Here is a 24,064-nt window from a genome sequence, read left to right as displayed (position 1 = left end):
CGGCCGGAGTAGCCTGGCGAGATGCCCGAGGACCTCCACGACCGCGTCGACGCGACGCTGGAGAACCTGCACGACGAGCTGGTCGCCGTCCGCCGCGACATCCACGCCCACCCCGAGCTCGCCTGGCGCGAGGAGCGCACCACCGCGCTGGTCGCGAAGCGGATGCTCGACGCCGGCGGCCGGGTCACCGAGCTTCCACGCAGCGGCCTGACCGTCGACCTCGGTCCCGAGGCGACCGCCGAGACGCCCGTCGTCGCCTTGCGCGCGGACCTCGACGGCCTGGCGATGGCCGACCGCGGCGACACCGGCTTCGACTCCACCCGCGTGGGCGTCGCCCACAGCTGCGGGCACGACGTGCACACCACCGGTCTGCTGGGCGCCGGTCTCGCCCTGGCGACATTGGCCGACGAGGGCCTGCTGCCGCACGGCGTACGCCTCGTCTTCCAGCCCGCCGAGGAGACGATGCCGGGCGGCGCCCTGCACGCGATCGAGTCCGGCGTGCTCACCCACGTGCGCCGCATCTTCGCCCTGCACTGCGACCCCACCCTCGACGTCGGTCAGGTCGGCCTGCGCGAGGGGGCGCTCACCGGCGCCGCGGACCAGGTCGTCGTGCAGCTCACCGGCGAGGGCGGCCACACCTCGCGACCGCACCTCACGCAGGACCTCACCTACGCCATGGCCAAGGTCGTCACCGACCTCCCGGCCGCGCTGTCCCGCCGCCTCGACCCGCGCGCCGGCGTCAGCCTCGTGTGGGGCACCGTGCGCGCGGGCGACGCCGTCAACGTGATCCCGTCGGGCGGTCACCTCGGCGGTGTCCTGCGCATGCTCGACGTCGAGGCGTGGGACGTCGCCGAGCAGCTCGTCCGTGAGCTCGTGCAGCAGCTCGTGGCCCCGTACGACGTGCGCGCCGAGGTGATCTACCAGCGCGGCGTGCCGCCGGTCGTGAACTCGGCGGCCGGCATCGCGGCGCTCTCCCGGGCCGCTCACCGCGTGGTCGGCGAGGCCGGCGCGGTCACCAGCGTGCAGAGCCTCGGCGGCGAGGACTTCGGGTGGTACCTGCACCACGTCCCCGGCGCGATGGCCCGGCTCGGCACGAGGACCCCGGGCGGGCGCACCTACGACCTGCACCAGGGCGACTTCGCTGTCGACGAGCGTGCGATCGGCGTCGCCGCGGGCCTCCTGGCGCACACCGCGCTCGACTGCTGACCCGCGAATGACAACGCTTCGGTAACGGAACGAAGCTTCACGGTGTAACTCGCCGTCCGGGTTTGCACGGAGGAAACGTTTCGGCCCTAAGGTGACCCGGTCCCAGCCCGTTCGCCGGGCTCCGTCATGAACCAGGAGGCCCTCTTGCGTCGTACGACCAAGATCGCGGCACTGCTCTCGACCGCCGTCCTCGCCCTCAGCGGCTGCGGCAGCGACAGCAGCACCCCCAGCAACAACAACGAGTCCGGCGGCAGCGGCGGCGACGCCCCGAGCTCCGACGTCATGGTCGGCCTGGCGTACGACGTCGGCGGCCGTGGCGACCAGTCCTTCAACGACTCGGCCGCGGCCGGTCTCGACCAGGCCATCGAGGAGTTCGGCTTCAGCGCCGAGGAGTCCGAGGCCGCCGACGGTGAGGCCGAGTCGGCCCGCGAGGAGCGTCTGCGCACCTTCGCCGACAACGGCTTCAACCCGATCATCGCGGTGGGCTTCGCCTACTCCGAGTCGATCGCCACGGTCTCCGAGGAGTACCCCGAGGTGGACTTCGCCATCATCGACGACGAGGCCGCCGCCGCGGACAACATCGCGAACCTGGTCTTCGCCGAGGAGCAGGGCTCCTTCCTCGTCGGTGCGGCCGCCGCGCTGAAGACCGAGACCGACAACATCGGCTTCATCGGTGGCGTCGAGACCCCGCTCATCCAGAAGTTCGAGGCCGGCTACGTCGCGGGTGCCGAGGCGGTCAACCCCGACATCGAGGTGCAGACGCAGTACCTCACGCAGCCGCCGGACTTCTCCGGCTTCGCCGACCCGGCCCGCGGTCGCACCGCGGCGCAGGGCATGTACGACAACGGCGCCGACATCGTCTTCCACGCGGCCGGCGGCTCGGGTGGCGGTCTCTTCGAGGCGGCCAGCGGCTCGGGCAACCTCGCCATCGGTGTGGACTCCGACCAGTACGAGACGGCCGACCCGTCCGTGCAGGACGCGATCCTGACGTCGATGCTGAAGAACGTCGACGTCGCGGTGTACGAGTACCTCTCGGCGGTCAACGACGGCCAGGCTCCCTCGGGCGTCACCCGCTACACCCTCGAGGACGACGGCGTGGGCTACTCCACCTCCGGCGGCATGGTCGACGACATCACCGACCAGCTCGACGAGTACAAGCAGCAGATCATCGACGGCGAGATCGAGGTCCCGACCTCCTGATCGGCCACTGACCACCGGGGACCCGGATCCGCTGCGTGCGGACCGGGTCCCCGCGTGGTTGAGTCAGCCCGCAGCATCCGTACGCACCTCAGCCAGCTCGAGCCAGGAGGACCCGTGGCACGCACGGCCGCCCGTGAGGACGGGAGTCAGATCGCAGCAGGGGACCCGGTCGTCCGCCTCCGCGGCATCGGCAAGCGGTTCCCCGGCGTCATCGCCAACGCCGACGTGGACGTCACCATCCGCAAGGGCACGGTGCACGCGCTGGTCGGCGAGAACGGCGCCGGCAAGTCCACCCTGATGAAGATCCTGTACGGCGTGCAGGCTCCCGATGACGGCACCATCGAGATCGAGGGCCGCGAGCTGCGGCTGTCCTCGCCCTCGGACGCGATCGCCGCCGGCGTCGGCATGGTCTTCCAGCACTTCCAGCTCGCCGACAACCTGACCGTGCTGGAGAACGTCGTGCTCGGCGCCGAGAAGCAGCACGGCATCGGGGAGCGCGCACGGGCCGAGATCCGACGGATCTCCGAGGCGTACGGGCTCGGCGTCGACCCCGACGTGCTGGTCGAGGAGCTCGGGGTCGGCGACCGGCAGCGCGTGGAGATCCTCAAGGTCCTCTTCCGCGGCGCGCGCATCCTGATCCTCGACGAGCCCACGGCAGTCCTGGTGCCGCAGGAGGTGGACGAGCTCTTCGGCAACCTGCGCGAGCTGAAGGCCGAGGGCATGACGGTGCTGTTCATCTCGCACAAGCTCGACGAGGTGCTGAGCGTCGCCGACGACATCACCGTGATGCGGCGCGGCACGACCGTCGCGACCGCCGACCCGGCGAGCACGACGGCGCGCGAGCTCGCCGAGCTGATGGTGGGCTCCGAGCTGCCCTCGCCCGCGGAGGAGAGCTCGACGGTCAGGGAGGCCGTGCAGCTGCGGGTCTCCGGACTCACGCTGCAGGGCACCGGCAGCCGTCGGCTGCTCGACGACGTGTCGTTCGAGATCCGGCAGGGCGAGATCCTGGGCATCGCAGGCGTCGAGGGCAACGGTCAGGCCGAGCTCGTCGAGTCCGTGCTGGGCATGCGATCGGCCACCGGCACCGTCGAGCTGGCCGGGCGCGACCTGGCCGGCTCCGGCACCCGTGACCGACGCGCCGCGGGCATCGGGTTCATCCCGGAGGACCGTCACCGCCAGGCCCTGCTGCTCGACGCCCCGCTCTGGGAGAACCGCATCCTCGGTCACCAGGGGCGCTCGCCCGGCTCCACCGGGCCTCTGATCGACCGGGCCGACGCCCGGGCCGACACCGAGCGCATCATCGAGGCGTACGACGTGCGTACGCCCGGCCCGGACACCCCGGCCCGCTCGCTCTCGGGCGGCAACCAGCAGAAGCTGATCGTGGGGCGGGAGATGGGCGGCGACCCCTCGCTGCTCGTGGCCGCCCACCCGACCCGCGGCGTCGACGTCGGCGCCCAGGCGGGCATCTGGGACGCCATCCGGGCCGCGCGGCGCGAGGGCCTCGCCGTGCTGCTGGTCTCGGCGGACCTCGACGAGCTGATCGGTCTGTCCGACCGCATCCAGGTCATCCTCCGCGGGCGCCTCGTCGCCGAGTTCGACCCCGACGAGGTGACGCCCCAGCAGCTGGGCTCGGCCATGACGGGAGCCGACGCCACGCCCGAGGGGCCGGCCCCGACGACATCCCAGGAGACCGCGCGATGAACCGTGGCACCCGACTCGGCCTGGGCCTCGCCGCCCCGGCCCTCGCCCTCGTGGCCGCCTTCGCGCTCACCAGCCTCGTGCTCGTCATCGCCGGGGACCCGGTCGGCGAGGTCTGGGAGACCATCCTCGCGCCGCCGGGGGCGCGCAACGTCGCGAACATCGTCAACAACGCCTCGGTGCTCTACCTCTCCGGCATCGCGGTCGCGATCGGGTTCCGCATGAACCTGTTCAACATCGGGGTGGACGGCCAGTACCGCATCGCGGCCTTCGCCGCCGCGGTGGTCGCGGGCGAGAACCTGCTGCCGGGCTACCTCAACACCGCTCTCGCGATCATCGCGGCGATGCTCGTCGGGGCCGCCTGGGCAGGCATCGCCGGTCTGCTCCGGGCCTACCGCGGGGTCTCCGAGGTCATCTCGACGATCATGCTGAACTTCATCTCCACCGGTCTCGTGGCCTACTTCCTGCGGCAGGTCGCCGTCCGTGAGGAGGGCTCGAACATCATCGCGACCGCGACGATCGAGAACGGTCGGGTGCCGAGCATCCCCGTGCCGGGGTCGGAGACGACGGAGATCTACGGCTTCGTGGTCATCGCAGCGGTCGTCGGCGCGCTCTACTGGTTCGTGCTGAACCGCACCCGCTTCGGCTTCGACCTGCGCGCCACGGGGGCGTCCCCGACCGCCGCGGTCGCCAGCGGCATCAGTGTCAAGCGGATGACGGTCGTGGCCATGCTGCTCTCCGGTGCGATCGCAGGTCTCGTCGGGCTGCCGATCCTGCTCGGCGACGCGTACGCGTACGGCTCGACCTTCCAGTCCGGCCTCGGCTTCGCCGGCATCGCGATCGCGCTGCTCGGCCGCAACCACCCGATCGGGGTCGCGCTCGGCGCCCTGCTCTTCGCGTTCCTCGACGAGCAGTCCAACGCACTGCAGATCCTCGTGGGCGTCGCCCCGGAGATCGTGCAGATCACCCAGGGCGTCATCGTGCTGACCGTGGTCATCTCCTACGAGGTCGTGCGCCGCTACGCGCGGCGACTGGAGCAGCAGCAGGTCTCGAAGGTCGTCGAGGACGACCGTGCCGGACCCTCCGACGACGCGACGACCACCGAGGAGGCCCGCGCATGAGCGCCCCCGCCACCCCCGCGCAGCCCAGCGGTCCCGCCTCCCCCGGGGGCGGCGCCCGGCCGGGTGACCCGACCGGGCCCTCGCCCACCTGGCGTACGCGGCTCGGCACCATGCCCCGCGCGATGCGCTGGGCCCTCGTCTTCGCCGCCGTCGTGCTCAGCCTGTCCTTCCTGCAGGTCGTCACCGGGGCGCGCGACCTCGTCTCCAGCGGCACCGTGTCCGCGACCCTCATCGCGATCGTCCCGATCGCGATGGCTGCGCTGGGCGGCCTGTGGTCCGAGCGCGCGGGCATCGTGAACATCGGCCTCGAGGGCATGATGATCCTCGGCACGTTCGGTGCCGGTTTCTTCGCCTACCACTACGGCGCCTGGGCCGGCGTGCTCGGCGCGATGGCGCTGGGCGCGGTCGGTGGTCTGGTGCACGCGATCGCCACGGTCGTCTTCGGCGTCGACCACATCGTCTCCGGCGTCGCGATCAACATCATCGCGCTGGGAGCGGTGCAGTACCTCGCGGCACTCGCCTTCGTCGGCCTGCCCGGGGGTGGGTCGACCCAGTCCCCGGGTCTGCCCGACGTCGGCTCCGTCTCCGTCGCCCCGGTCGCGGACGCGCTCGGCAGTCTCGAGGATCAGCAGATCTTCTTCGTCTCCGAGCTGGCGGCGATCCTGCGCGCGCTGACCAGCGGGGTCTCCCTGCTCACGGTGCTGGCGTTCGTGCTGATCGCCGGCAGCGGCTGGCTGCTGTGGCGCACGAGCTTCGGCCTGAGGCTGCGCTCGTGCGGTGAGAACCCGTCCGCGGCCGAGACGCTCGGCGTCGACGTCTACCGCTACAAGTTCATCGCCGTGCTCATCAGCGGCGCCTGCGCCGGTTTCGCCGGCGGCTTCCTCGCCCTGGTCGCGGCCAGCGCGTTCCGCGACGGCCAGACCGGCGGCCGCGGCTACATCGGCCTCGCCGCGATGATCTTCGGCAACTGGCGTCCCGGCGGGCTGCTCGCCGGTGCGGGTCTCTTCGGGTACACCGAGACCCTCGGCCTGCGTCAGGGTGGCGTCTCGGTGCACGCGCTGCTGCTCGCGATCGCGGTGCTCGGGCTGCTCGTGGCGGTCTGGCAGGTCCGACGCGGCGTGAAGGCCTCCGGGCTCGCCGTCGGGGTGCTCGCCGCGCTGGTGGGGCTGGCGTACGCGCTGACCGACACCGTCGCGGGCGACTTCACCACCATGACGCCGTACGTCACCACGCTCGTCGTGCTGGCCTTCGCCTCACAACGACTACGCATGCCCGCAGCCGACGGGCAGACCTACAGACGGGGGAGTGCGGGATGACCGCGACCGGCACGAGCGCATCCGATGCCGAGCTGTGGGAGCAGCTGCGACAGGAGGCGACGGACGCCCGGGAGCAGGCGTACGCGCCGTACTCGGAGTTCCCCGTCGGTGCCGCCGCGCGCGTCGACGACGGGCGCGTGGTCTCCGGCTGCAACGTCGAGAACGCCTCCTACGGCCTCGGCCTGTGCGCCGAGTGCGGGCTGGTCTCGGCGCTGCAGCGCACGGGCGGCGGTCGGCTCACGCACTTCGCGTGCGTCGGCGGCGACGGCGCACCCCTGATGCCGTGCGGGCGCTGCCGACAGCTGCTGTGGGAGTTCGGCGGCCCGGATCTCCTGCTGATGACCGGGCAGGGCGTACGCCCCCTCGCCGACCTGCTCCCCGACGCCTTCGGCCCCGAGGACCTGCTCTGAACGCGAGACCCACCACCACGCTGGACCTCTCCGACCCGGTCGTCTCCGCCGACCCGTACGCCGCCCTCGCCGCCGAGCGGGCAGCGCACGCCGTGGCGTGGCACGAGGGGGAGGGCCGCTGGCTGACCTTCACGCACGCGGCGACCTCGGCGGTGCTCCGCAACCGGGGGCTCGGGCGCCTGTGGATCGATCACGAGCCCGCGGCGCGGATGGAGCCCTTCAACCTCCTGCACCGTCACCAGATGATGGAGAACGAGCCGCCCGAGCACACGCGTCTGCGCCGCGCCGTGGCCTCGGCATTCACCCGCGGTCACGTCGAGCGACTCGGTCCGCGCGTGGAGGCGCTGGCGGACCGTCTGCTGGACGAGGCGCTGACCGAGGGCCGGACCGGCGGCGGGTTCGACGCCGTCGCGGCGTACGCCGAGCCGTTGCCGGTGCTGATGATCGCGGACCTGCTGGGTGTCCCCGCCGCACGGGCGGACGACCTGCGCGCCTGGTCGCAGGCGATCGTCGCGATGTACGAGCCGGCCCCCGACGAGCAGGTGCGCGCTGCAGCCGTCGCCGCGGCCGAGGAGTTCGCCGCGATGGTGGCCGAGCTCGCGGCCGAGCGGTCGCGCTCTCCGCAGGAGGACCTCGTCTCGGACCTGGTCGCGGACGGGTCGCTGACCGAGCAGGAGGTCATCGCCTCGGTGGTGCTGCTGCTCAACGCCGGTCACGAGGCGTCGGTGAACGCGCTGGGCAACGGCCTCGTCACGATGCTCGCGGCGGGCGGGACGCTCGCCGACGCCGTGGGAGAGCACTCGGCCGAGGCGGTGGTGGAGGAGATGCTGCGGGTCGACGCGCCGCTGCAGCTCTTCGAGCGCACGGCCACCCGGGACGTCGAGGTCGGCGGAGTCGTCGTCGCGCAGGGTGAGAAGGTCGCGGCCCTGCTGGGTGCGGCGCACCGCGACCCGACGGCGTACGCGGACCCCGATGTCTTCCGTCCGGGTCGCGAGGGGCCCGCGCACCTGGCGTTCGGTGTCGGCCTGCACCACTGCGTGGGGTCACCGCTGGCGCGGCTGGAGCTCACCACGGCTCTGCGTACGCTGCTGCGCCGCGCGCCGCACCTGCGCCTGCACGGCGAGCCGGGGCGCCGCCCCGGGTTCGTGCTGCGTGGCTACGCCTCGGTGCCGGTCACAGCTGGTCCAGCAGCCACGTCGGGCTGAAGACCATGGCGCCGGCCACCTCGGCGCCGGCGCGCAGGGCACGGTCGGCGGTCACGACGTCCACGCGCACGACCTGGGGGCGGGCGACCGCTGTACGCACCTGCTCGACGATCGCGTCGTCGCCCGAGCCCTTGGCGTGCACGGTCCGCACGTGCAGGTCGCGTCCGGGACGGACGCCTCCCTTGGCCTGACCCTCGAGCACCAGCACGACCTCGTCGTGCGGGACGTCGGCGGTCAGGAGCCGCTCGTGAAGTCGGCGCGCGGCGCCGGCACGGTCCTTCCACCATCCGTCGGGGGTGGCGCCGACGACGTTCGCGGCATCGACGACGAGGACCTGCACCGCACCAGGCTAGGCGTACGCGTCGACGGTCCACGCGGTGCTCGTGGCTGACGGCGTCCGGTGTCCGATTCGCGGCATTGACGGACAGTGCACGACGTCGCATAGTGAGCCACGTCACTTCTGGTACACAATCCGATCGCGGAAGGCACATGTCATGGCTTCGCTCTACGAACGTCTCGGCGGCACGTACGCCATCGCCGGTGCGGTCGACATCCTCGTCGACCGTCTCTTCCTCAACGCCAAGGTCAACGCCAACCCCGGCGTGGCCGAGCACCACGGCCAGCCGTCCAACGCGCCGGGTTACAAGTTCCTCGTCACGGCCTGGTCCATCAAGGCCGCAGGCGGTCCCGACTGCTACCCGGGGCTGGACATGGTGGCTGCCCACGACGGACTCTCGATCACCGACGAGCAGTTCGACGCGGTCGCCTTCGAGATCGAGGCGACGCTGAACTTCGCCGGGGTGCCGGCGACCGAGCGGGACGAGTTCATGGCGATCATCGAGTCCTACCGCGGCGAGGTCGTGCAGGCCGAGGCCGACGGTGAGGAGGCGTCCGGCACCGCCATGCCACCGGAGCCCGCCCTGGCCTGAACCGACGGTTCCCACGCCGGGTGGAGGTGGCAGGCTGCGGGCACACACCACCACCGCCCGAGGGGGACCCGTGCCCGAGAAGTTCGACGCCGTCGAGGTCATCGCGACCAAGCGCGACGGCCACCGTCTGAGCGACGACCAGGTCGACTGGGTCATCGACGCCTACACCCGCGGCGTGGTCGACCCCGAGCAGATGTCGGCGCTCGCCATGGCGATCTTCCTCAACGGCATGGAGCGCGACGAGGTCTCCCGGTGGACGGCCGCCATGATCGCCTCCGGTGAGCGGCTGGACTTCTCCTCGCTCTCACGGCCGACGGCGGACAAGCACTCCACCGGCGGCGTCGGCGACAAGATCACCCTGCCGCTGGCACCGCTCGTCGCCGCCTGCGGTGTCGCCGTGCCGCAGCTGTCCGGGCGCGGGCTCGGTCACACCGGCGGCACGCTGGACAAGCTCGAGGCCGTCCCGGGGTGGCGGGCGGCGCTGAGCAACGAGGAGATGCTGGCGCAGCTCGAGGACGTCGGCGCCGTGATCTGCGCCGCCGGGTCCGGCCTGGCACCGGCGGACAAGAAGCTGTACGCCCTGCGCGACGTCACCTCGACGGTCGAGTCGATCCCGCTGATCGCCAGCTCGATCATGAGCAAGAAGATCGCCGAGGGCACGGGCTCGCTGGTGCTCGACGTCAAGGTCGGCTCAGGCGCCTTCATGAAGGACCGCGACCGCGCCCGCGAGCTCGCCGAGACGATGGTGGCGCTCGGCGCGGACGCCGGCCTGCGCACGGTGGCGCTGCTCACCGACATGTCGACTCCGCTCGGCCTGACGGCGGGCAACGCGCTGGAGGTGCGCGAGTCGGTCGAGGTGCTCCGGGGAGGGGGGCCCGACGACGTCGTCGACCTGACCGTCGCCCTGGCGCGCGAGATGTGCGCGAGCGCCGGGGTCGAGGCGGACCCTGCGGAGAAGCTGGCCGACGGGTCGGCGTACGACGTGTGGTGCGCCATGATCCGCGCCCAGGACGGCGACCCGGATGCCGACCTCCCGACGGCCGCGCACTCCCGCGTGGTCGAGGCCGACCGCGACGGGGTGCTGACCACCCTGGACGCGTACGCGGTGGGCGTCGCGGCCTGGCGGCTGGGCGCCGGGCGCTCGAAGCAGGGCGAGGAGGTCTCCGCCGGGGCCGGTGTCGAGATGCACGCCAAGCCGGGCGACCGGGTGCAGAAGGGGCAGCCGCTGCTGACCCTGCACGCCGACGACGACGCGCGCTTCGACCGCGGTCTCGCCGCGCTCGAGGGCGGCTGGGCGGTCGACCCCGACGCCGACGCGGGCCCGCGCGGTCAGCAGCTGGTCATGGAGCGGATCGCCTCCGACGACTGAGCGGAGCGGGTCCTGGCATCCTGAGACCTGCGCGCTCGTAGCCCAACGGCAGAGGCACCAGGTTTAGGTCCTGGCCAGTGAGAGTTCGAATCTCTCCGAGCGCACCGTCGCCGGCGTGGCTCAGCCGGCCAGGCCCAGGTCGCGTTCCAGCTTCGCGACGTGGCCGGTCGCCTTCACGTTGTACTGCGCGAGCTCGATCTTGCCCTGCTCGTCCACGACGAAGGTCGAGCGGATGACGCCTTCGACGACCTTGCCGTAGAGCTTCTTCTCGCCGAACGCGCCGTACGCCTTCATGACGCTCCTGTCCGGGTCGCTCAGCAGGGGGATGGAGAGGCCGTCGCGCTCGCGGAACGTCGCGAGCTTCTCGGGCTTGTCGGGGCTGATGCCCACCACGGCGTAGCCGGCCTCGACCAGGTCGTCCTGCCTGGCCGTGAAGTCGCAGGCCTGCTTGGTGCACCCCGGGGTCATCGCGGCCGGGTAGAAGTACACGATCACCTTGCGGCCCGCGAAGTCGGCGAGGGCGACGGTCGACCCGTCGTCCGCGATCAGCGAGAAGGCGGGGGCGTCGTCCCCGGGGGCGAGGCGGGTGGTGTCCTGGTCGCTCATGAGCTCTCCGTCGTCGGCTGCGGTCCGGCCGCTGTTGCACATTGTTCGCAAGTACGTAGGGTAGGTGGGTCCGGCCACCCATCCGACCACACCGTCGCGAGGCGCGCAGGTCCGGCCCGCCAGCCCTCACCAGCCCCCGGAGGCCCCCGTGCACGTACCCGACGGATTCCTCGACGCCCCGACGTCGGTCGCCACCGGCGCCGTGGCCGTCGTCGCGGTCGGCGTCGCCCTGCGGGGCGCGCGGCGTGAGCTCGACGACCGCACCGCACCGGTCGCGGGTCTGGTCGCCGCGTTCGTGTTCGCCGCGCAGATGATCAACTTCCCGGTCGGCGCGGGCACCTCGGGGCACCTGCTGGGCGCAGCCCTCGCCGTCGCGCTCGCGGGCCCCTTCACGGCGACCCTGTGCCTCGCGGTCGTGCTCGGTGTGCAGGCCGTCTTCCTGGCCGACGGGGGGCTGACCGCCCTGGGCACGAACATCGTCCTGATGGGCGTCGCCGGCGTCTGGGCCGCCTGGGCCGTGCTCGCCCTGGGCCGCGCGCTCCTGCCCACGCGCGTCGGTGTCGTCGCGCCGCTGGCTGCTCTCGCCGCGTTCGTCAGCGTGCCGGTCGCCGCCGCCGTGTTCACCGGTCTCTTCGCGGTGGGCGGCACCACGACCATCGACGTGGGCTCCGTGCTCGCCGCGATGGTGGGGGTCCACCTCGTCATCGGGCTCGGGGAGGCGCTCATCACCGGTCTGGTGGTCGCGAGCGTGGTCGCCGTACGCCCCGACCTCGTCCACGCCGCCCGGCCGGCCATGCGCGCCCGGCGCGCCGACCTGGCCGCCGCGGCTGCGACCGACCGGACCGTCCCGACCGGGGTCCGCTCGTGAGCGGCGCCGGCCGCCGCGGACCCTCGGGCAAGGTCCTGGCCGCGGTGGCGCTCGTCGTCGTCCTCGCCGTGGCCGGCGTGCTGAGCGGCTTCGCCTCAGGCTCGCCGGACGGCCTCGAGCGGGTCGCGGAGGACCGGGGTTTCGCCGAGCAGGGTCGCGAGTCCGAGGCCATCGGGCCGTTCGACGGGTACGCCGTCTCCGGTGACGACTCCCGGGTGGGCACGGGCACCGCGGGGATCGTCGGCTCCCTGGCCGTGCTCGGCATCGCCGGAGGAGCGTTCTGGCTGCTGCGACGTCGCTCGGACCAGCCGTCCTCCGCTCCGTCGGAGCCGGCGCAACCGGCGCGCAGGGACGCCTGACGTGGCCGGAGGTCACCACCACCTGCTCTACCTCGACCGGGGCTCACCGGTCCATCGCGCCCCCGCCCACCTGAAGCTGCCCGCCCTGTTCGCCTTCGTGCTGGTCGTCGTCGCGACGCCCGGCGCCTGGTGGCCGGCGTTCGGGGCGTACGCGGCCGCGCTCGTGGCACTCGCGGCCGTCGCCCGGGTGCCGGCGCGGCACCTGGCGCCCCGGATGCTGGTCGAGACGCCCTTCGTGGTCTTCGCGGTGCTGGTGCCCTTCGTCGCGCCGGGTGAGCAGGTGCAGGTGCTCGGTCTGTCACTGTCCCGGCCCGGTCTGGCCGACGCCGGCGAGCTGCTCGCGACCGCGACGCTCGGTGTGCTCGCCAGCCTGGTCCTCGCCAGCACGACCACACCGCGCGAGCTGCTGGCAGGGCTCGAGCGACTGCGGCTCCCCGCGACGCTGCTCCTCATCACCTCCCTCATGCTGCGCTACGTCGAGGTCGTCGCAGGCGACCTGGGACGGATGCGGACGGCCCTGGCCGCCCGCGGGGTCGACGGTGGGTCACCACGCCACTGGCCGACGCTGGCCCGCTGCGTGGGGGCGTTGTTCATCCGTTCCTACGAGCGCGGGGAACGGGTGCACCTGGCGATGCTGTCGCGCGGGTACCGGCCGGGGGCACCGGACGGCGCCGGGCTCGCCCGGGCCACCCGATGACGGTGCAGCAGCCGGCAGCCGTCTCGCTCAGGAGCGTCGGACACGTCTACCCCGACGGGCACCGGGCCCTGGAGGCGGTGGACCTGGAGGTGGCGGCAGGGGAACGCGTCGCCCTGCTGGGGCCCAACGGCGCCGGCAAGACCACCCTGGTGCTGCACCTCAACGGGATCCTGGAGGCCTCCGTCGGCGAGGTCGAGATCATGGGGCTGCCCGTCCCCGGACCCCGTCTGGCCGAGGTGCGGCGACGGGTGGGGCTGGTCTTCCAGGACCCGGACGACCAGCTGTTCATGCCGACCGTCTCCGAGGACGTCGCGTTCGGTCCCCGCAACGCCGGCCTGCGGGGCGCCGAGCTCGACGAACGCGTCGCCTGGGCGTTGGCCCAGGTCGGCATGGGCGATGTCGGCGGGCGGCCGCCGCACCACCTCTCCTTCGGCCAGCGACGCCGCGTCGCCGTGGCGACGGTGCTCGCGATGCGCCCCGACGTGCTCGTGCTCGACGAACCCAGCTCCAACCTCGACCCGCTGTCGCGGCGCGAGCTCGCCGAGCTGCTCGAGGACCTGCACGCCCGGCTCGGCCTGACGATCGTCATGGTCACCCACGACCTGCCGTACGCGCTGCGGCTGTGCCCGCGCTCGGTGGTGCTGTCCGGCGGACGTGTCGCCGCGGACCGGCCGACCCGGGAGGTGCTCGCCGACGCCGAGCTGATGCGTACGCACCGCCTCGAGCTGCCCGAGGGATTCGACGCCTCCAGGGTGCCGGGCACGTGAGGGGTTCGCGGCGCCGGGAGGACGGTAGGGTCCGGTGGACCGGTGGCGCCGCTGCCGCCGGGTGAGCAGACGTCAGCGACGAGGAGAGTTCCGTGACCGAGGCCGGACAGTCCCCCGAGGACCTCGAGAGCGAGGTCGAGGCGACCCGTGAGCGGCTCGCGCAGAACATCGACACCCTGCTCTACCGCGCCAGCCCGAAGACCGTCGCCAAGCGCGAGGTGCACGCACTCAAGGCGACCTTCGTCGACGACGACGGCAACGTGCGGGTCGACAACGTCGTGAAGGCAGTGGGCGCCGTCGCAGGCTTCGTCGCGGTCGTCGTCGTCCTGCGGCGCGTCACCCGCTGACGGTCCTGCTGAGACGGGGGCTCGCGCTCGAGATGCGCTGCGGGACCGGCAGCAGACAGGTCACGTCCGTGCCACCCCTGGGGTTCCTCGCCAGGGTGATGTCCCCGCCGTGGGCCTCGATGATCGCCTTGCACAGCGCCAGTCCCAGACCCGATCCCTGCACCTGGGCCTCGTAGACCGATGTCGACCGGTAGAAGCGGTCGAAGACACGCCCGAGGTCGTGCGCCGCGACCCCCTGCCCGTCGTCGTGCACGGTGAGCACGAGGGTGGTGTGCTGGGTGCCGTCATCGGACTCGAAGGGGTTCTCGAGGACGACGAGGTCCACGCGCACTCGACCGAGCTCGGGTGAGAACTTCATCGCGTTGTCGAGGAGCGCGTCGACCGCTCGCGTGAGCTGTGCGGCGTCCCCGCAGATCCGGTGGTCGGTGCGAGGGTCGTCGACGACGTTGCCGAAGGTCACCCGCACCCCCCGGGGAGCCCGCGAGTCGGCGCGGGTGACGGCGGCGAGCACGACGGCTCGCAGATCGACCGGCGCCCGAGGGGTCACCCTCTCCGAGGACTCGAGGGCGTCGAGCAGCACCAGGTCGTCGACGAGGCCGTGCAGCCGTCGGGCGTTGCGGGTCACCGGCTCGAGGAAGCCGAGGAGGTCGGGGGCCTGGCGCTCGAGCTCCTCGGCCAGCATCTCCGCGTAGCCGACGATGCTGGCGATCGGCGTGCGCAGCTCGTGGGAGATGGTCGAGACGAGCTCGTCCTTGAACCGGTCGGTCTCGGTGAGCAGCCGCAGCGACTGCTGGTCGCGCTCCAGCGCGCGCCGGAGCGAGTGCTCGAGCTCCGCGCGCTCGGTGATGTCCGAGGCGGTGATCAACCAGCCGTGCAGCAGTGCGCCGTCACGCACCTCGTCGACCTTCACCTCGAACCAGCGCCAGGAGTCGTCGGGCATGCGGACGCGGTGGTCCCTGGCGGGCTGCGTGCTGGCGCGGGCGAGGATCGCGGGGAGCTCGGCCGCGGTGCACCCCCCGGCGCCCTGTCCATGCGTCTCGGCCAGGTCGAACCACGGCAACGGCAGCCCGACGAGATCCTCGGGTTCGGCGCCGGCGACGGCGGCTGCCGGGCCGTTGGCCTGCTGCACGCTCCCGGTGGCATCGGTGAGCATGATCGCGACGTGGTCGGAGGCGTGGAGAACGAGCTCCAGGCTCCTCGAGAACTGGCGCTCGCGGCCCACGGTGGTCAGGTGCGCGCGCACCACCAGGTCCGGTGGCACGGTGAAGGCTCCCGCCAGCGCGATGAAGAACAGGGTCGAGACCAGGGTCTCGGTGGTCGAGAAGCCGCGGGAGGCCGCCACCGACGCCGGGCCCACCTCGGCGAGCGCCGCGACGTACGCGACGGTGCAGAGCCCGACGGCTTGGAGCGTGACCTCGCGACGACCGGCGCGCAGAGCGCTCCACAGCGCCGGGACGACCAGGGCGACCGGCAGGACGGCGGACCACGGCTGGAGGAGACAGAAGAGGGCCAGGGCGATCAGGAGGCAGCGTTGGGTCCACGCCTCGGCCGGTGCCCAGGTCTGCACCTCGGTCCAGGCCTCGGACCCCCCGCTGCGGAGAAGACGGTGCAGCGGCAGCAGCAGCAGCATGGAGGAGGCCGTCGACGCCAACCTGACCAGGATGACGTCACCGGTCACCTCGACGCCGCCCGAGTGCGCGACCGCGACCAGCACGAGCGCCGAGGTCGAGGCACCGAGCGCCACCCCGACCACGAGCCGGAGCAGGCTGCGGGCGTCGACGACGTCGAAGTCGCTCGGTCCGGGTCGCAGGACCCGGCGGGTCACCAGCGCGCCGGCCGCGATCGCCAGGCCTGAGGCCACCGCGATCGGTGTGCCGCAGCCGCCCAGCAACAGCGCGCCGGCGGCGAACGCGGCGAGCCCGACGGCGGCACCGAGGTCCGCCGGTGTCGGCACCCGCAGCAGGACCAGGCACGCGAGGCCCGCAGCCGGCCAGGTGAGGGCGTAGCCGGGGTGCCCGGCGAAGGCGGCCCCGGCGAGCAGCACGACGAGGAGCACGGCGACGAGGACGGGGGTGGTGGCGCGTCTGGTCATCATGTCTCCTTCCGTGGAGAACCCTGCGACCGCATCCCGACGCGGCGTCCGTGCCGTGTCGACGTCGATGCGGATCCCCTCGATCATCGACGACCCCGCGCTCCCGGTGAGAGGGGTCGGGCCGAATCTTGACCTTGTCCTTGCTTTCGCTACGTTTCGCGCGTGCGGTGCCCTCACTTCGACGCGGCTCGGTGCCGCTCGTGCCGGTGGATGGGCACCCCCTACGCCGAGCAGGTTCACGACGTGGCGGCCATGGCGTCGCAGGCGCTGCCGTCGGTGCCGCCGGAGGTCTGGGAGCCGGTGGCCACCGGCCCCGAGAGCGGCTTCCGCAACAAGGCGAAGATGGTCGTCGCCGGCACCGTCGAGCAGCCCACCCTCGGCATCCTCGACCCGGCAGGGCGAGGCATCGACCTGCGGGACTGCGGTCTGCACGACCCCCGTCTCGTGCAGGCACTGCCGGTGCTGGCCGACCACGTCGGTCTCGCCGGTCTCGTGCCCTACGACGTGCCGGCCCGTCGAGGTGAGCTCAAGCACGTGCTGGTCACCGTGGCGCCGGACGGGGGCCTGATGGTCCGGTGGGTGCTCCGCTCCACCGAGGCCCTGCTGCGCCTGCGCAAGCACCTGCCGGCGCTCCGGGCGGCACTGCCCGACCTCGTCGTCGCCTCGGCGAACATCCAGCCCGCCCACGCGGCGGTGCTCGAGGGGCCCGAGGAGCACCTGCTCACCGACCACGGGACGCTCGGGATCGCCCTGCCGACCTCACACGGGCCGCTGCGCCTCGCGCTGCGTCCGGGCGGGTTCCTGCAGACCAACCACCACGTCGCCGCGCAGCTCTACGACACCGCGGCACGATGGATGCAGGAGTCGGGCAGGAGCGGCCGGCTCCGCCGCGGCACGTGGGACCTCTACTGCGGGGTCGGCGGCTTCGCGCTGGCGACGGCGGCAGCGGGAGCGCTCGCGCCGGTCGTGGGGGTGGAGTCCAGCGGAGAGGCGGTCGACGCCGCCCGTGAGGCTGCTGCGGGCGGTGGCCTCGACGTGGAGTTCCTGCACGCCGACGCCGGTGCGTACGCCGCGTCCGCCGCCCCGGAGGACCACCCCGGCACCGTGGTGGTGAACCCGCCGCGGCGCGGGATCGGCGAGCTGACGACCTGGCTCACCGGGAGCGGCGTGCAGCGCCTCGTCTACTCCAGCTGTCATCTCGGCTCGCTCGGCGCCGACCTCGACCGGCTGCCCGGGTGGACGGTCACGCGCGCGCGCGTCTTCGACATGTTCCCGCAGACGGCGCACGTGGAGACGATGGTGCTCCTCGAACGCAGCGACGGCCCGGACCGCAGCGGTCCGGGCCGTCGAGAGGCGTACGCCATGTAGGACTTGAACCTACAACCCGCTGATTAAGAGTCAGCTGCTCTGCCAATTGAGCTAATGGCGCGTGGAGCGGTAGCAACTTTAGCAGCGGGTCCCGGCGCGACGGAAACCGGGCGAGGATGATGTCCGTGACCCATCCAGGAGGCCCGGGGGGCCGAACCACGGGCGACACCGAGAAGACAGGGGGGCCGATGGCCGCCGACACCGGGCTCAAGCTGGTCCACTCCGCACCGCCGGAGGATCCCGACGCACTCCTCACCCAGGTCGCCCGCGGCGACCGGGCGGCGTACGCGGATCTCTTCGACCTCCTCGCACCCAGCGTCCTCGGCATCGCGCGACGGGTCGTCCGCGACCCGTCCCTCGCCGAGGACGTCACCCAGGAGACGTTCCTGGAGGTGTGGCGCAACGCCACCCGCTTCGACCCCGACCGGGGCCGGGCGAAGACCTGGGTGCTGACGGTGGCGCACCGCCGAGCCGTCGACGCCGTACGCCGCAGTGAGTCCCAGCGGCGCAACGACGGGCACGCGGCCCTCGACGAGATCGACCACGACGCTCCCGAGCAGGCGGCCATCCGCGCCGACGAGCACGCCGAGGTGCGTGGCTGCCTGGACACCCTGACCGAGCTGCAGCTGGAGTCCGTACGCCTCGCGTACTTCCAGGGATACAGCTATCCGGAGGTCGCGGCGCTGCTCGGCAAGCCGCTGCCCACCATCAAGACACGGATGCGCGACGGCCTGATCAGGCTGCGCGACTGCCTGGAAGGACGAGCCTGATGAGCACCGACGTCCACACCCTGTCCGGTGCGTACGCGCTGCACGCCCTGAGCGTGCAGGAGGAAGCCGAGTTCGAGAGCCACCTCGCCGACTGCGACACCTGCCGCGTCGAGACCGAGGAGTTCCGGGCCGTGACGGCGGCGCTCGGGGCGCTCGAGGCGCGGGAGGTGCCGTCGAGCCTGCGTGCGGCCGTGCTGAGGCAGGTCGACGAGCAGCGGCAGCTGCCGCCACTGGTGCCCGCCACCGACGTGTCCAGCGCCCGGTCCGACGACGACCGGTGGGGTGCTCGCGTCGCCGCAAAAGGAGCCTTTCGCTGGCGTCGCGGCCTGGTGGCGGCGGCTGCGGCGGCGGCGCTGATCGGTGGGGCGGGCGTCGTGGCGACCTCGGTCGACGATCCGTCCATGCAGGTCGCGGCCTCGCAGGTCTTCGCCGCCGAGGACGTGCACACGCTCGAGGTGCCGGTTCCCGGCGACGGTGTCCTGCAGGTGGCCGCGTCGGCCGGCACCCGTCGCGTCGCGGTCGACGCCAGCCGCATGCCGCAGCTGGGAGAAGACCGCGTCTACCAGCTCTGGCTGCTCCGCGACGGCACGGCCCGCAGCGTCACGGTGCTCGACGAGCGCGGGACGGCGCTCGACCTGCCCGAGCCGGGCACCGAGCTCGCCGTGACCGTCGAGCCGGCCGGAGGGTCCGAGCAGCCGACCACCGAGCCGGTCGCCCAGGTGGACCCGACCGGCATCTGAGATCGGAGTCGCGGCACCGGCGTCCCGTCAGCCCGAGGCCGTCTCCAGCAGGGCGTGGGCGGCGTTGTGGCCGCCGATGCCGCTGACCGCGCCACCACGGACCGCCCCCGAGCCGCACAGCAGCAGCCGGGGGTGGTCCGTCGCGACACCCCAGGCCTCCGCCGGCGTACGCGGCGTCTCGTCGTCGCTGCGCCACGGCCACCCCAGGTCGCCGTGGAAGATGTGGCCGCCGGGGAGTCGCAGCTGGTCCTCCAGGTCCTGCGGCACGAGCGCCTCGAGGCAGGGCCGCCCCTCGGCGTCGGTGGCGAGGCAGGCGCCCAGGGGCTCGGCGAGGTGCTCGTCGACCGCGGCGATGACGCGGCGTACGGCCTCGTCGCGGACAGCGGCTCGCCGCTCCCCGTCACCGCTGAAGAGAGCGGCGGGGGTGTTCAGGCCGAACCAGGTGAGCGTGTGGGTCCCGCTGCCGCGCAGGTCTGCGCCGAGGATGCTGTCGTCGGTGAGGGAGTGGCAGTAGAGCTCGCCGCACGGCCGGCTCGGCAGCTCGCCCGCCAGCGCCTCGGCCCGGCTCCGGTCCAGCTCGTCCCAGGTCTCGGCGACGTGGAACGTGCCCGCGAAGGCGACCGCCGGGTCGACACCTGAGCGCAGGCGCGGCAGCCGGTCCACGAGGATGTTGATCTTGAGCTGGCTTCCCTCGACCGCACCGGTGGGTCCCGCGCCCGCCGGCCCGGTCGCCGGCTCGCTCACGCCGCGCAGCCGCCGCAGCTCGGCGGGGGAGACGCCTGCGAGCACGTGCGCCGCCCGGACGGTCGAGACGCCGTCGGGCCCGGCGAAGCGCACCGCGACGCCGTCCACGGAGGCGTCCACCGCCTCCACGTCGCAGCCCGTCCGCACCTCGGCGCCGTGCCTCGAGGCGGCCTCGGCCAGCGCCGCGCTCACCGCGCCCATGCCGCCGACGGGCACCCGCCACTCCCCGGTCGCGCCGCCGATCGCGTGGTAGAGGAAGCAGCGGTTCGCCAACCGCTCCGGGGAGTGCAGGTCGGTGAAGGTGCCGATCAGCGCGTCGGTGGCGACCACCCCCCGCACCACCTCGTCGACGAAGCGCTCGACCAGGACGTCGCCGAGGGGACGCTCCACCAGGTCGTCCCAGACCTCGTGGCCGACCGCGTCGCGCAGGTCCGACGCCCGAGGCAGCGGCCGGGTCAGCGTCGGCTCCACGGCGCGGGCGAGTCGCTCCGCGTCGGCGCCCCACCGCTGCCAGGCGTCGTACGCCTCGTCGCCTCCCGTGACGGCCGCGAACGACTCCCGGGTCGCCTGGCCCTCCGGTCGTTCGACGAGCAGACCGCCGGCGACACCGTCACGGAGCACCGGCGTGTAGGACGCCGTACGTCGCGACCTGAGCTCCAGGCGTACGCCGAGGTCGTCGAGCACCCGTTGCGGCAGCAGCGAGACGAGGTAGCTGTAGCGCGAGAGACGGACGTCCTTGCCGGGGAACGGGCTGCCGGAGACGGCGGCCCCGCCGGGCTGGTCGAGCCGCTCGAGGACCAGCACGGAGCGTCCGGCACGACCGAGGTACGCAGCGGCCACGAGGGCGTTGTGACCGCCGCCGACGACGACGACGTCGTAGGTGCCGGCCAGGTGCCCGGAGGACGCTGCCGAAGGTGCTGTGGGGCTCATGTCCGGACCGTAACGCGCCGCGCCGCCCGCCCCGACGGGGGCGGACGGCGCGGGACGGAATGGGGTGAACGACGGGACTTGAACCCGCGACATCCGCGACCACAACGCGGCGCTCTACCAACTGAGCTACGCCCACCAGGGACCCTCGCGGGTCGGTCGCAGATTCTACACAGCGTGCCGTCTGCGACGCAGGCGCGGTCAGTCCGCGCCGGTGATGGCTCCGCCGTGGGTGGCGGCGATGCTGCGGGCGGACGCGGAGTCCGGGCCGGGCTGGGGCACGAAGATCGCCTCGCGGTAGTAGCGCAGCTCCTCGATGCTCTCCTGGATGTCGGCGAGCGCGCGGTGGTTGCCGGTCTTCTCCGGGGAGGCGTAGTAGGCCCGCGGGTACCACCGGCGGGCCAGCTCCTTGACCGAGGAGACGTCGACGTTGCGGTAGTGCAGGGAGCTCTCGAGCCGGGGCATGTCGCGCGCGAGGAAGGCGCGGTCGGTGCCGATGGAGTTGCCGGCCAGGGGTGGGCGGGAGCCGTCGGGGCAGTGCTCGCGGAGGAACGCGATCACCTGGTCCTCGGCCTCGGCGAGGGTGACCCCGTGCTCGAGCTCGGGAAGCAGCCCCGAGGAGACGTGCATGTCGCGCACGAAGTCGCCCATCTGCTCCAGCGCGGGCGCCGGGGGCTTGACGACCACCTGCACGCCGTCACCGATGACGGTGAGGTCGAAGTCGGTGACGAGCGCCGCCACCTCGATCAGCGCGTCGGCCTCGAGGTCCAGGCCCGTCATCTCGCAGTCGATCCACACCAGCCGGTCGCTCATGGGGGCGAGGCTACCTGCGCGCCGTCGCCGTGTCGGGCCGTGTGGTCGGTGCGGACGGCCTCCCTACGATGGGCGCGTACGTCCGTCCCATCCGCACCACGTCGTCACGGGAGAACAGCACATGGCCAAGGGGTCCAAGTCGCAGCGTCGCGCCCAGTCCGCGGCCGCCGAGCGAGCCGCCGCGCTGCGCAAGGAGGCCGAGCGCAAGGAGCGCCGCAAGCGTTCCGCGCTGATCGGCGCGGTCGCCGTGGTGGTGCTGGTGCTCGTCGGCGGTGTGGCCGCGCTGGTGATCTCGAACCAGGACGGGTCGGCACCGGCGGCCGGCACGGCCCCCGCCGGCGCGGTCGCCACCACCGGAGGTCCCGAGGACGCACAGGCCGGACGTCTCGCCGTGCCCTGGGGAGAGGCCGCCGCGCCTGTCGAGGTCGTGGTCTACGAGGACTTCCTGTGCCCCTTCTGCCGCAACTTCGAGGCGGCCAGCACGCCGATCCTCAGCGACTACGTGGCCGACGGCGACGTCGAGGTGCAGTTCCGGCCGCTGAACTTCCTCTCACGCGCCGGTGAGTACTCCGGCCTGGCCGCCAACGCGTACGCCGTGGTCCTCGACGCCGAGGGGCCGGAGGTCGCGAAGGAGTTCCACGACCAGCTGTTCGCCAACCAGCCCTCGGAGTCCGGACCGTTCCCCGACGAGTCCGACCTCGTGGACCTCGCCGTCTCGGCCGGCGCCGACCGCGACGCGGTCGAGAGCGGCATCGAGGGCGGCGCCTTCGAGGACTGGGTCGCCGACGGCACCGAGGCCGCCCAGGACGAGGGCGTGAGCGGCACGCCCACCGTGTACGTGGACGGCGAGGAGATCGACGCCGCCTCCGAGGCCGACCTCATCGCCCAGCTGCAGCAGCGCATCGAGGCGGGCCTGCAGGGTTGAGGCAGGCCACGGCGCCCCCGGCAGGATTCGAACCTGCGACCTAGAGATTAGAAGGCTCTTGCTCTATCCAGCTGAGCTACAGGGGCCAGACCGGCAAGTCTAGGTGCAGCGGGCCCGACCGTCCGGGGAGGTCGGAGCGGTCAGGCCCGCAGCCGCGCCATCCACTCCTCCACCGCGTCGGGGTCGCGGGGCAGTGCCTCGGAGAGGTTCTCGCAGCCGTCGGCGGTCACGACGACGTCGTCCTCGATGCGGATGCCGATGCCGCGCAGCTCCTCGGGCACCAGCAGGTCGTCGGACTGGAAGTAGAGCCCCGGCTCGACCGTGAGCACCATGCCCTCGGCCAGGTCCCCCTTCGGGTAGGCGCCCGGGTCGGACGCCGCGCAGTCGTGCACGTCCATCCCGAGCATGTGGCTGGTGCCGTGCAGGGTCCAGCGGGCGTACACCCGGGACTCGGGGTCCAGGGCCTCCTCGGCGCTGACTGGCAGCAGCCCCATGTCCTCGAGCGCGTGGGCGAGCACGCGCATCGCGGCCTGGTGGGCCGCTTGGAACGGCACCCCGGGGCGGACGGCGTCGATGCCGGCCTGCTGCGCCTCGAGCACCAGGGAGTAGAGCTCGCGCTGCAGGGCGGAGTACCGACCGGAGACGGGCAGCGTCCTGGTCACGTCGGCGGTGTAGAGGCTGGTCGCCTCGACCCCCATGTCGAGCAGCACCATCTCGCCGGGCACGAGGGGTCCGTCGTTGGTGATCCAGTGCAGCGTCGTGGCGTGCTGGCCGCCGCCGACGATCGAGTCGTAGCCGAGGTCGTTGCCCATCGTGCGGGCACGCCGGAAGAAAGTGCCCTCGATCCAGCGCTCGCCGTGCACGAGCGCGTTGTCCCAGTCGGCGACGCTGTCGGAGAAGCCGAGCGTGGTGGCGTCGCAGGCGGCGCGCAGCTCGCCGAGCTCCCAGTCGTCCTTGACCAGTCGGGCCTCCGACAGCGCCCGGGCGAGCTCGGCGTCGACCGTGGCATCGGCGGCGGCGTCGGGGCGTACGAGCGAGTCGATGCGCCCGTCGCGACCGCGCAGCAGACGCGTACGCCCCCTTCCGCGCAGCACGTCCGGCAGCTCGTCGAGGTGCCTGGTCCGCACGCCGAGGGTCTCACCGATCTCCCCGAGCGAGGGCCGGCGGCCGGCCCACAGCTCGCCGTACTGCCGGTCGCGGAAGAACTCGTCGGTGTCGCGGGAGGAGCGGGGCCGGGCGTACAGCGTGGCCTCGCCGTCCTCGAGCACGAGCACGGCGTCGGAGGTCTGGTTGCCGCACAGCCAGGTGTGCGCGGTGTCGGGACGGAACCGGTAGTCGGTGTCGTTCGCGCGCACCTTGTAGCCGCCTGCCGGCACCACGAGACGCTCCCCGGGGAACATCGCCGCGATCGCCTTGCGCCGACGCTCCGCCGAGTCGGCGACGGGGTGCCGCGAGACGTCCAGCGGCCGCTCACCCCACCCGGTGCGCATGAAGTCCGCGTACGCCCGCGGCACCGACGGGTCGTGGGACTCCTCACCGGTGTCGGTCGTGGCCGCCTGCTGCTCGCTGCTCATCGCCTCAGGCTAC

Annotated in this window: 24 protein-coding genes and 4 tRNA genes; 19 read left to right on the top strand and 9 right to left on the bottom strand. The window is 72.9% G+C overall.

The annotated features are described in order from the left end of the window. Positions 1-21: 21 nt before the first annotated feature. The 7 genes from KLP28_04150 to KLP28_04120 all read left to right on the top strand — a co-directional run bounded on the left by KLP28_04150 (position 22) and on the right by KLP28_04120 (position 8,156). Positions 22-1,206, top strand: coding sequence for an amidohydrolase (locus KLP28_04150; protein QWC85934.1), 1,185 nt, complete (start codon positions 22-24; stop codon positions 1,204-1,206). A 144-nt stretch (positions 1,207-1,350) separates the two neighbouring features. After that, positions 1,351-2,406, top strand: coding sequence for a BMP family ABC transporter substrate-binding protein (locus tag KLP28_04145; GenBank protein ID QWC86791.1), 1,056 nt, complete (start codon positions 1,351-1,353; stop codon positions 2,404-2,406). Between the two features lie 150 nt (positions 2,407-2,556). Continuing rightward, entirely contained in the window at positions 2,557-4,107 is a 1,551-nt protein-coding gene (locus KLP28_04140; protein QWC86790.1) for an ABC transporter ATP-binding protein, read from the top strand. Continuing rightward, a complete protein-coding gene (locus KLP28_04135; GenBank protein QWC85933.1) occupies positions 4,104-5,225 on the top strand; it encodes an ABC transporter permease in 1,122 nt (373 codons plus the stop codon). Before KLP28_04140 ends, KLP28_04135 begins: the two co-directional genes overlap by 4 nt. Positions 5,226-5,335: 110 nt before the next feature. Then, positions 5,336-6,541, top strand: coding sequence for an ABC transporter permease (locus tag KLP28_04130; protein QWC86789.1), 1,206 nt, complete (start codon positions 5,336-5,338; stop codon positions 6,539-6,541). Then, on the top strand, positions 6,538-6,951 hold the full coding sequence (locus KLP28_04125; protein QWC85932.1) for a cytidine deaminase: 414 nt from the start codon (positions 6,538-6,540) through the stop codon (positions 6,949-6,951). Before KLP28_04130 ends, KLP28_04125 begins: the two co-directional genes overlap by 4 nt. Beyond that, positions 6,948-8,156 carry a cytochrome P450 gene (locus KLP28_04120; protein QWC86788.1) on the top strand — a complete coding sequence of 403 codons (1,209 nt, stop codon included), beginning with the start codon at positions 6,948-6,950 and terminating at the stop codon, positions 8,154-8,156. The genes KLP28_04125 and KLP28_04120 overlap by 4 nt, the downstream gene beginning before the upstream one ends. Here KLP28_04120 and KLP28_04115 read toward each other — a convergent pair. Then, a complete protein-coding gene (locus KLP28_04115; protein QWC85931.1) occupies positions 8,125-8,496 on the bottom strand; it encodes a hypothetical protein in 372 nt (123 codons plus the stop codon). The two genes, KLP28_04120 and KLP28_04115, sit on opposite strands and share 32 nt — an antisense overlap. Before the next feature lie 154 nt (positions 8,497-8,650). On the opposite strand from KLP28_04115, the gene KLP28_04110 reads away from it, so the two are divergent. From KLP28_04110 to KLP28_04100, 3 genes are all read left to right on the top strand, one after another. After that, entirely contained in the window at positions 8,651-9,085 is a 435-nt protein-coding gene (locus KLP28_04110; GenBank protein ID QWC85930.1) for a group 1 truncated hemoglobin, read from the top strand. Between the two features lie 70 nt (positions 9,086-9,155). After that, a complete protein-coding gene (locus KLP28_04105; protein QWC85929.1) occupies positions 9,156-10,454 on the top strand; it encodes a thymidine phosphorylase in 1,299 nt (432 codons plus the stop codon). A gap of 31 nt (positions 10,455-10,485) precedes the next feature. After that, a tRNA-Leu gene (locus tag KLP28_04100) sits at positions 10,486-10,558 on the top strand. Between the two features lie 16 nt (positions 10,559-10,574). Here the strand turns inward: KLP28_04100 and bcp are convergent. After that, entirely contained in the window at positions 10,575-11,060 is a 486-nt protein-coding gene (gene bcp / locus KLP28_04095; GenBank protein QWC85928.1) for a thioredoxin-dependent thiol peroxidase, read from the bottom strand. A gap of 148 nt (positions 11,061-11,208) precedes the next feature. On the opposite strand from bcp, the gene KLP28_04090 reads away from it, so the two are divergent. From KLP28_04090 to KLP28_04070, 5 genes are all read left to right on the top strand, one after another. Beyond that, complete coding sequence (locus tag KLP28_04090) at positions 11,209-11,928, top strand: energy-coupling factor ABC transporter permease (GenBank protein ID QWC85927.1); 720 nt, start codon at positions 11,209-11,211, stop codon at positions 11,926-11,928. After that, positions 11,925-12,287 carry a PDGLE domain-containing protein gene (locus tag KLP28_04085; GenBank protein QWC85926.1) on the top strand — a complete coding sequence of 121 codons (363 nt, stop codon included), beginning with the start codon at positions 11,925-11,927 and terminating at the stop codon, positions 12,285-12,287. The genes KLP28_04090 and KLP28_04085 overlap by 4 nt, the downstream gene beginning before the upstream one ends. Position 12,288: 1 nt before the next feature. Next, positions 12,289-12,984, top strand: a complete 696-nt coding sequence (cbiQ, locus tag KLP28_04080) for a cobalt ECF transporter T component CbiQ (GenBank protein ID QWC85925.1) — start codon at positions 12,289-12,291, stop codon at positions 12,982-12,984. After that, positions 12,981-13,751, top strand: coding sequence for an energy-coupling factor ABC transporter ATP-binding protein (locus KLP28_04075; GenBank protein QWC85924.1), 771 nt, complete (start codon positions 12,981-12,983; stop codon positions 13,749-13,751). The genes cbiQ and KLP28_04075 overlap by 4 nt, the downstream gene beginning before the upstream one ends. A 92-nt stretch (positions 13,752-13,843) precedes the next feature. After that, the gene (locus KLP28_04070) at positions 13,844-14,098 is read left to right on the top strand and encodes a DUF3618 domain-containing protein (GenBank protein QWC85923.1); all 255 of its coding nucleotides are present in this window, start codon (positions 13,844-13,846) and stop codon (positions 14,096-14,098) included. Here KLP28_04070 and KLP28_04065 read toward each other — a convergent pair. After that, a complete protein-coding gene (locus KLP28_04065; GenBank protein ID QWC85922.1) occupies positions 14,088-16,190 on the bottom strand; it encodes a PAS domain-containing sensor histidine kinase in 2,103 nt (700 codons plus the stop codon). The two genes, KLP28_04070 and KLP28_04065, sit on opposite strands and share 11 nt — an antisense overlap. 162 nt (positions 16,191-16,352) lie before the next feature. Between KLP28_04065 and KLP28_04060 the strand changes: the two genes are divergently transcribed. Further along, entirely contained in the window at positions 16,353-17,558 is a 1,206-nt protein-coding gene (locus tag KLP28_04060) for a methyltransferase (protein ID QWC85921.1), read from the top strand. Here KLP28_04060 and KLP28_04055 read toward each other — a convergent pair. Further along, positions 17,547-17,619: transfer RNA gene (locus KLP28_04055), tRNA-Lys, on the bottom strand. The genes KLP28_04060 and KLP28_04055 overlap by 12 nt on opposite strands. Positions 17,620-17,746: 127 nt before the next feature. Between KLP28_04055 and sigK the strand changes: the two genes are divergently transcribed. Together sigK and KLP28_04045 are read left to right on the top strand one after the other, a co-directional pair. Continuing rightward, positions 17,747-18,328 carry an ECF RNA polymerase sigma factor SigK gene (gene sigK / locus KLP28_04050; GenBank protein QWC85920.1) on the top strand — a complete coding sequence of 194 codons (582 nt, stop codon included), beginning with the start codon at positions 17,747-17,749 and terminating at the stop codon, positions 18,326-18,328. After that, entirely contained in the window at positions 18,328-19,068 is a 741-nt protein-coding gene (locus tag KLP28_04045; GenBank protein QWC86787.1) for an anti-sigma factor, read from the top strand. The genes sigK and KLP28_04045 overlap by 1 nt, the downstream gene beginning before the upstream one ends. A gap of 27 nt (positions 19,069-19,095) precedes the next feature. On the opposite strand, the gene KLP28_04040 is transcribed toward KLP28_04045, so the two are convergent. From KLP28_04040 to orn, 3 genes are all read right to left on the bottom strand, one after another. Continuing rightward, positions 19,096-20,742 carry an NAD(P)/FAD-dependent oxidoreductase gene (locus KLP28_04040; protein ID QWC85919.1) on the bottom strand — a complete coding sequence of 549 codons (1,647 nt, stop codon included), beginning with the start codon at positions 20,740-20,742 and terminating at the stop codon, positions 19,096-19,098. 60 nt (positions 20,743-20,802) lie between these two features. After that, positions 20,803-20,878: transfer RNA gene (locus tag KLP28_04035), tRNA-His, on the bottom strand. A gap of 62 nt (positions 20,879-20,940) precedes the next feature. Next, positions 20,941-21,552 (bottom strand): oligoribonuclease, encoded by a 612-nt coding sequence (orn, locus tag KLP28_04030; GenBank protein ID QWC85918.1) that lies wholly within the window; start codon positions 21,550-21,552, stop codon positions 20,941-20,943. A 121-nt stretch (positions 21,553-21,673) separates the two neighbouring features. Between orn and KLP28_04025 the strand changes: the two genes are divergently transcribed. Beyond that, entirely contained in the window at positions 21,674-22,477 is an 804-nt protein-coding gene (locus KLP28_04025) for a DsbA family protein (GenBank protein QWC85917.1), read from the top strand. A gap of 12 nt (positions 22,478-22,489) precedes the next feature. Here KLP28_04025 and KLP28_04020 read toward each other — a convergent pair. Together KLP28_04020 and KLP28_04015 are read right to left on the bottom strand one after the other, a co-directional pair. Continuing rightward, a tRNA-Arg gene (locus tag KLP28_04020) sits at positions 22,490-22,563 on the bottom strand. Positions 22,564-22,617: 54 nt separating this feature from the next. Then, positions 22,618-24,051 (bottom strand): aminopeptidase P family protein, encoded by a 1,434-nt coding sequence (locus KLP28_04015; protein QWC85916.1) that lies wholly within the window; start codon positions 24,049-24,051, stop codon positions 22,618-22,620. Positions 24,052-24,064 lie beyond the last annotated feature (13 nt).

This window comes from Nocardioidaceae bacterium, from assembly GCA_018672315.1.
Lineage (GTDB): Bacteria > Actinomycetota > Actinomycetes > Propionibacteriales > Nocardioidaceae > TYQ2.
Note: the sequence above shows the minus strand (reverse complement) of the source record. Positions and strands in the feature narration are given on the sequence as shown.

Coding starts and splice junctions, on each gene's coding strand:
- KLP28_04150 (QWC85934.1), top strand. CDS start 22: ATGCCCGAGGACCTCCACGACCGCGTCGACGCGACGCTGGAGAACCTG.
- KLP28_04135 (QWC85933.1), top strand. CDS start 4,104: ATGAACCGTGGCACCCGACTCGGCCTGGGCCTCGCCGCCCCGGCCCTC.
- KLP28_04125 (QWC85932.1), top strand. CDS start 6,538: ATGACCGCGACCGGCACGAGCGCATCCGATGCCGAGCTGTGGGAGCAG.
- KLP28_04110 (QWC85930.1), top strand. CDS start 8,651: ATGGCTTCGCTCTACGAACGTCTCGGCGGCACGTACGCCATCGCCGGT.
- sigK (QWC85920.1), top strand. CDS start 17,747: ATGGCCGCCGACACCGGGCTCAAGCTGGTCCACTCCGCACCGCCGGAG.
- KLP28_04040 (QWC85919.1), bottom strand. CDS start 20,742: ATGAGCCCCACAGCACCTTCGGCAGCGTCCTCCGGGCACCTGGCCGGC.
- KLP28_04015 (QWC85916.1), bottom strand. CDS start 24,051: ATGAGCAGCGAGCAGCAGGCGGCCACGACCGACACCGGTGAGGAGTCC.
- orn (QWC85918.1), bottom strand. CDS start 21,552: ATGAGCGACCGGCTGGTGTGGATCGACTGCGAGATGACGGGCCTGGAC.
- KLP28_04075 (QWC85924.1), top strand. CDS start 12,981: ATGACGGTGCAGCAGCCGGCAGCCGTCTCGCTCAGGAGCGTCGGACAC.
- KLP28_04045 (QWC86787.1), top strand. CDS start 18,328: ATGAGCACCGACGTCCACACCCTGTCCGGTGCGTACGCGCTGCACGCC.
- bcp (QWC85928.1), bottom strand. CDS start 11,060: ATGAGCGACCAGGACACCACCCGCCTCGCCCCCGGGGACGACGCCCCC.
- KLP28_04025 (QWC85917.1), top strand. CDS start 21,674: ATGGCCAAGGGGTCCAAGTCGCAGCGTCGCGCCCAGTCCGCGGCCGCC.
- KLP28_04130 (QWC86789.1), top strand. CDS start 5,336: ATGCCCCGCGCGATGCGCTGGGCCCTCGTCTTCGCCGCCGTCGTGCTC.
- KLP28_04065 (QWC85922.1), bottom strand. CDS start 16,190: ATGACCAGACGCGCCACCACCCCCGTCCTCGTCGCCGTGCTCCTCGTC.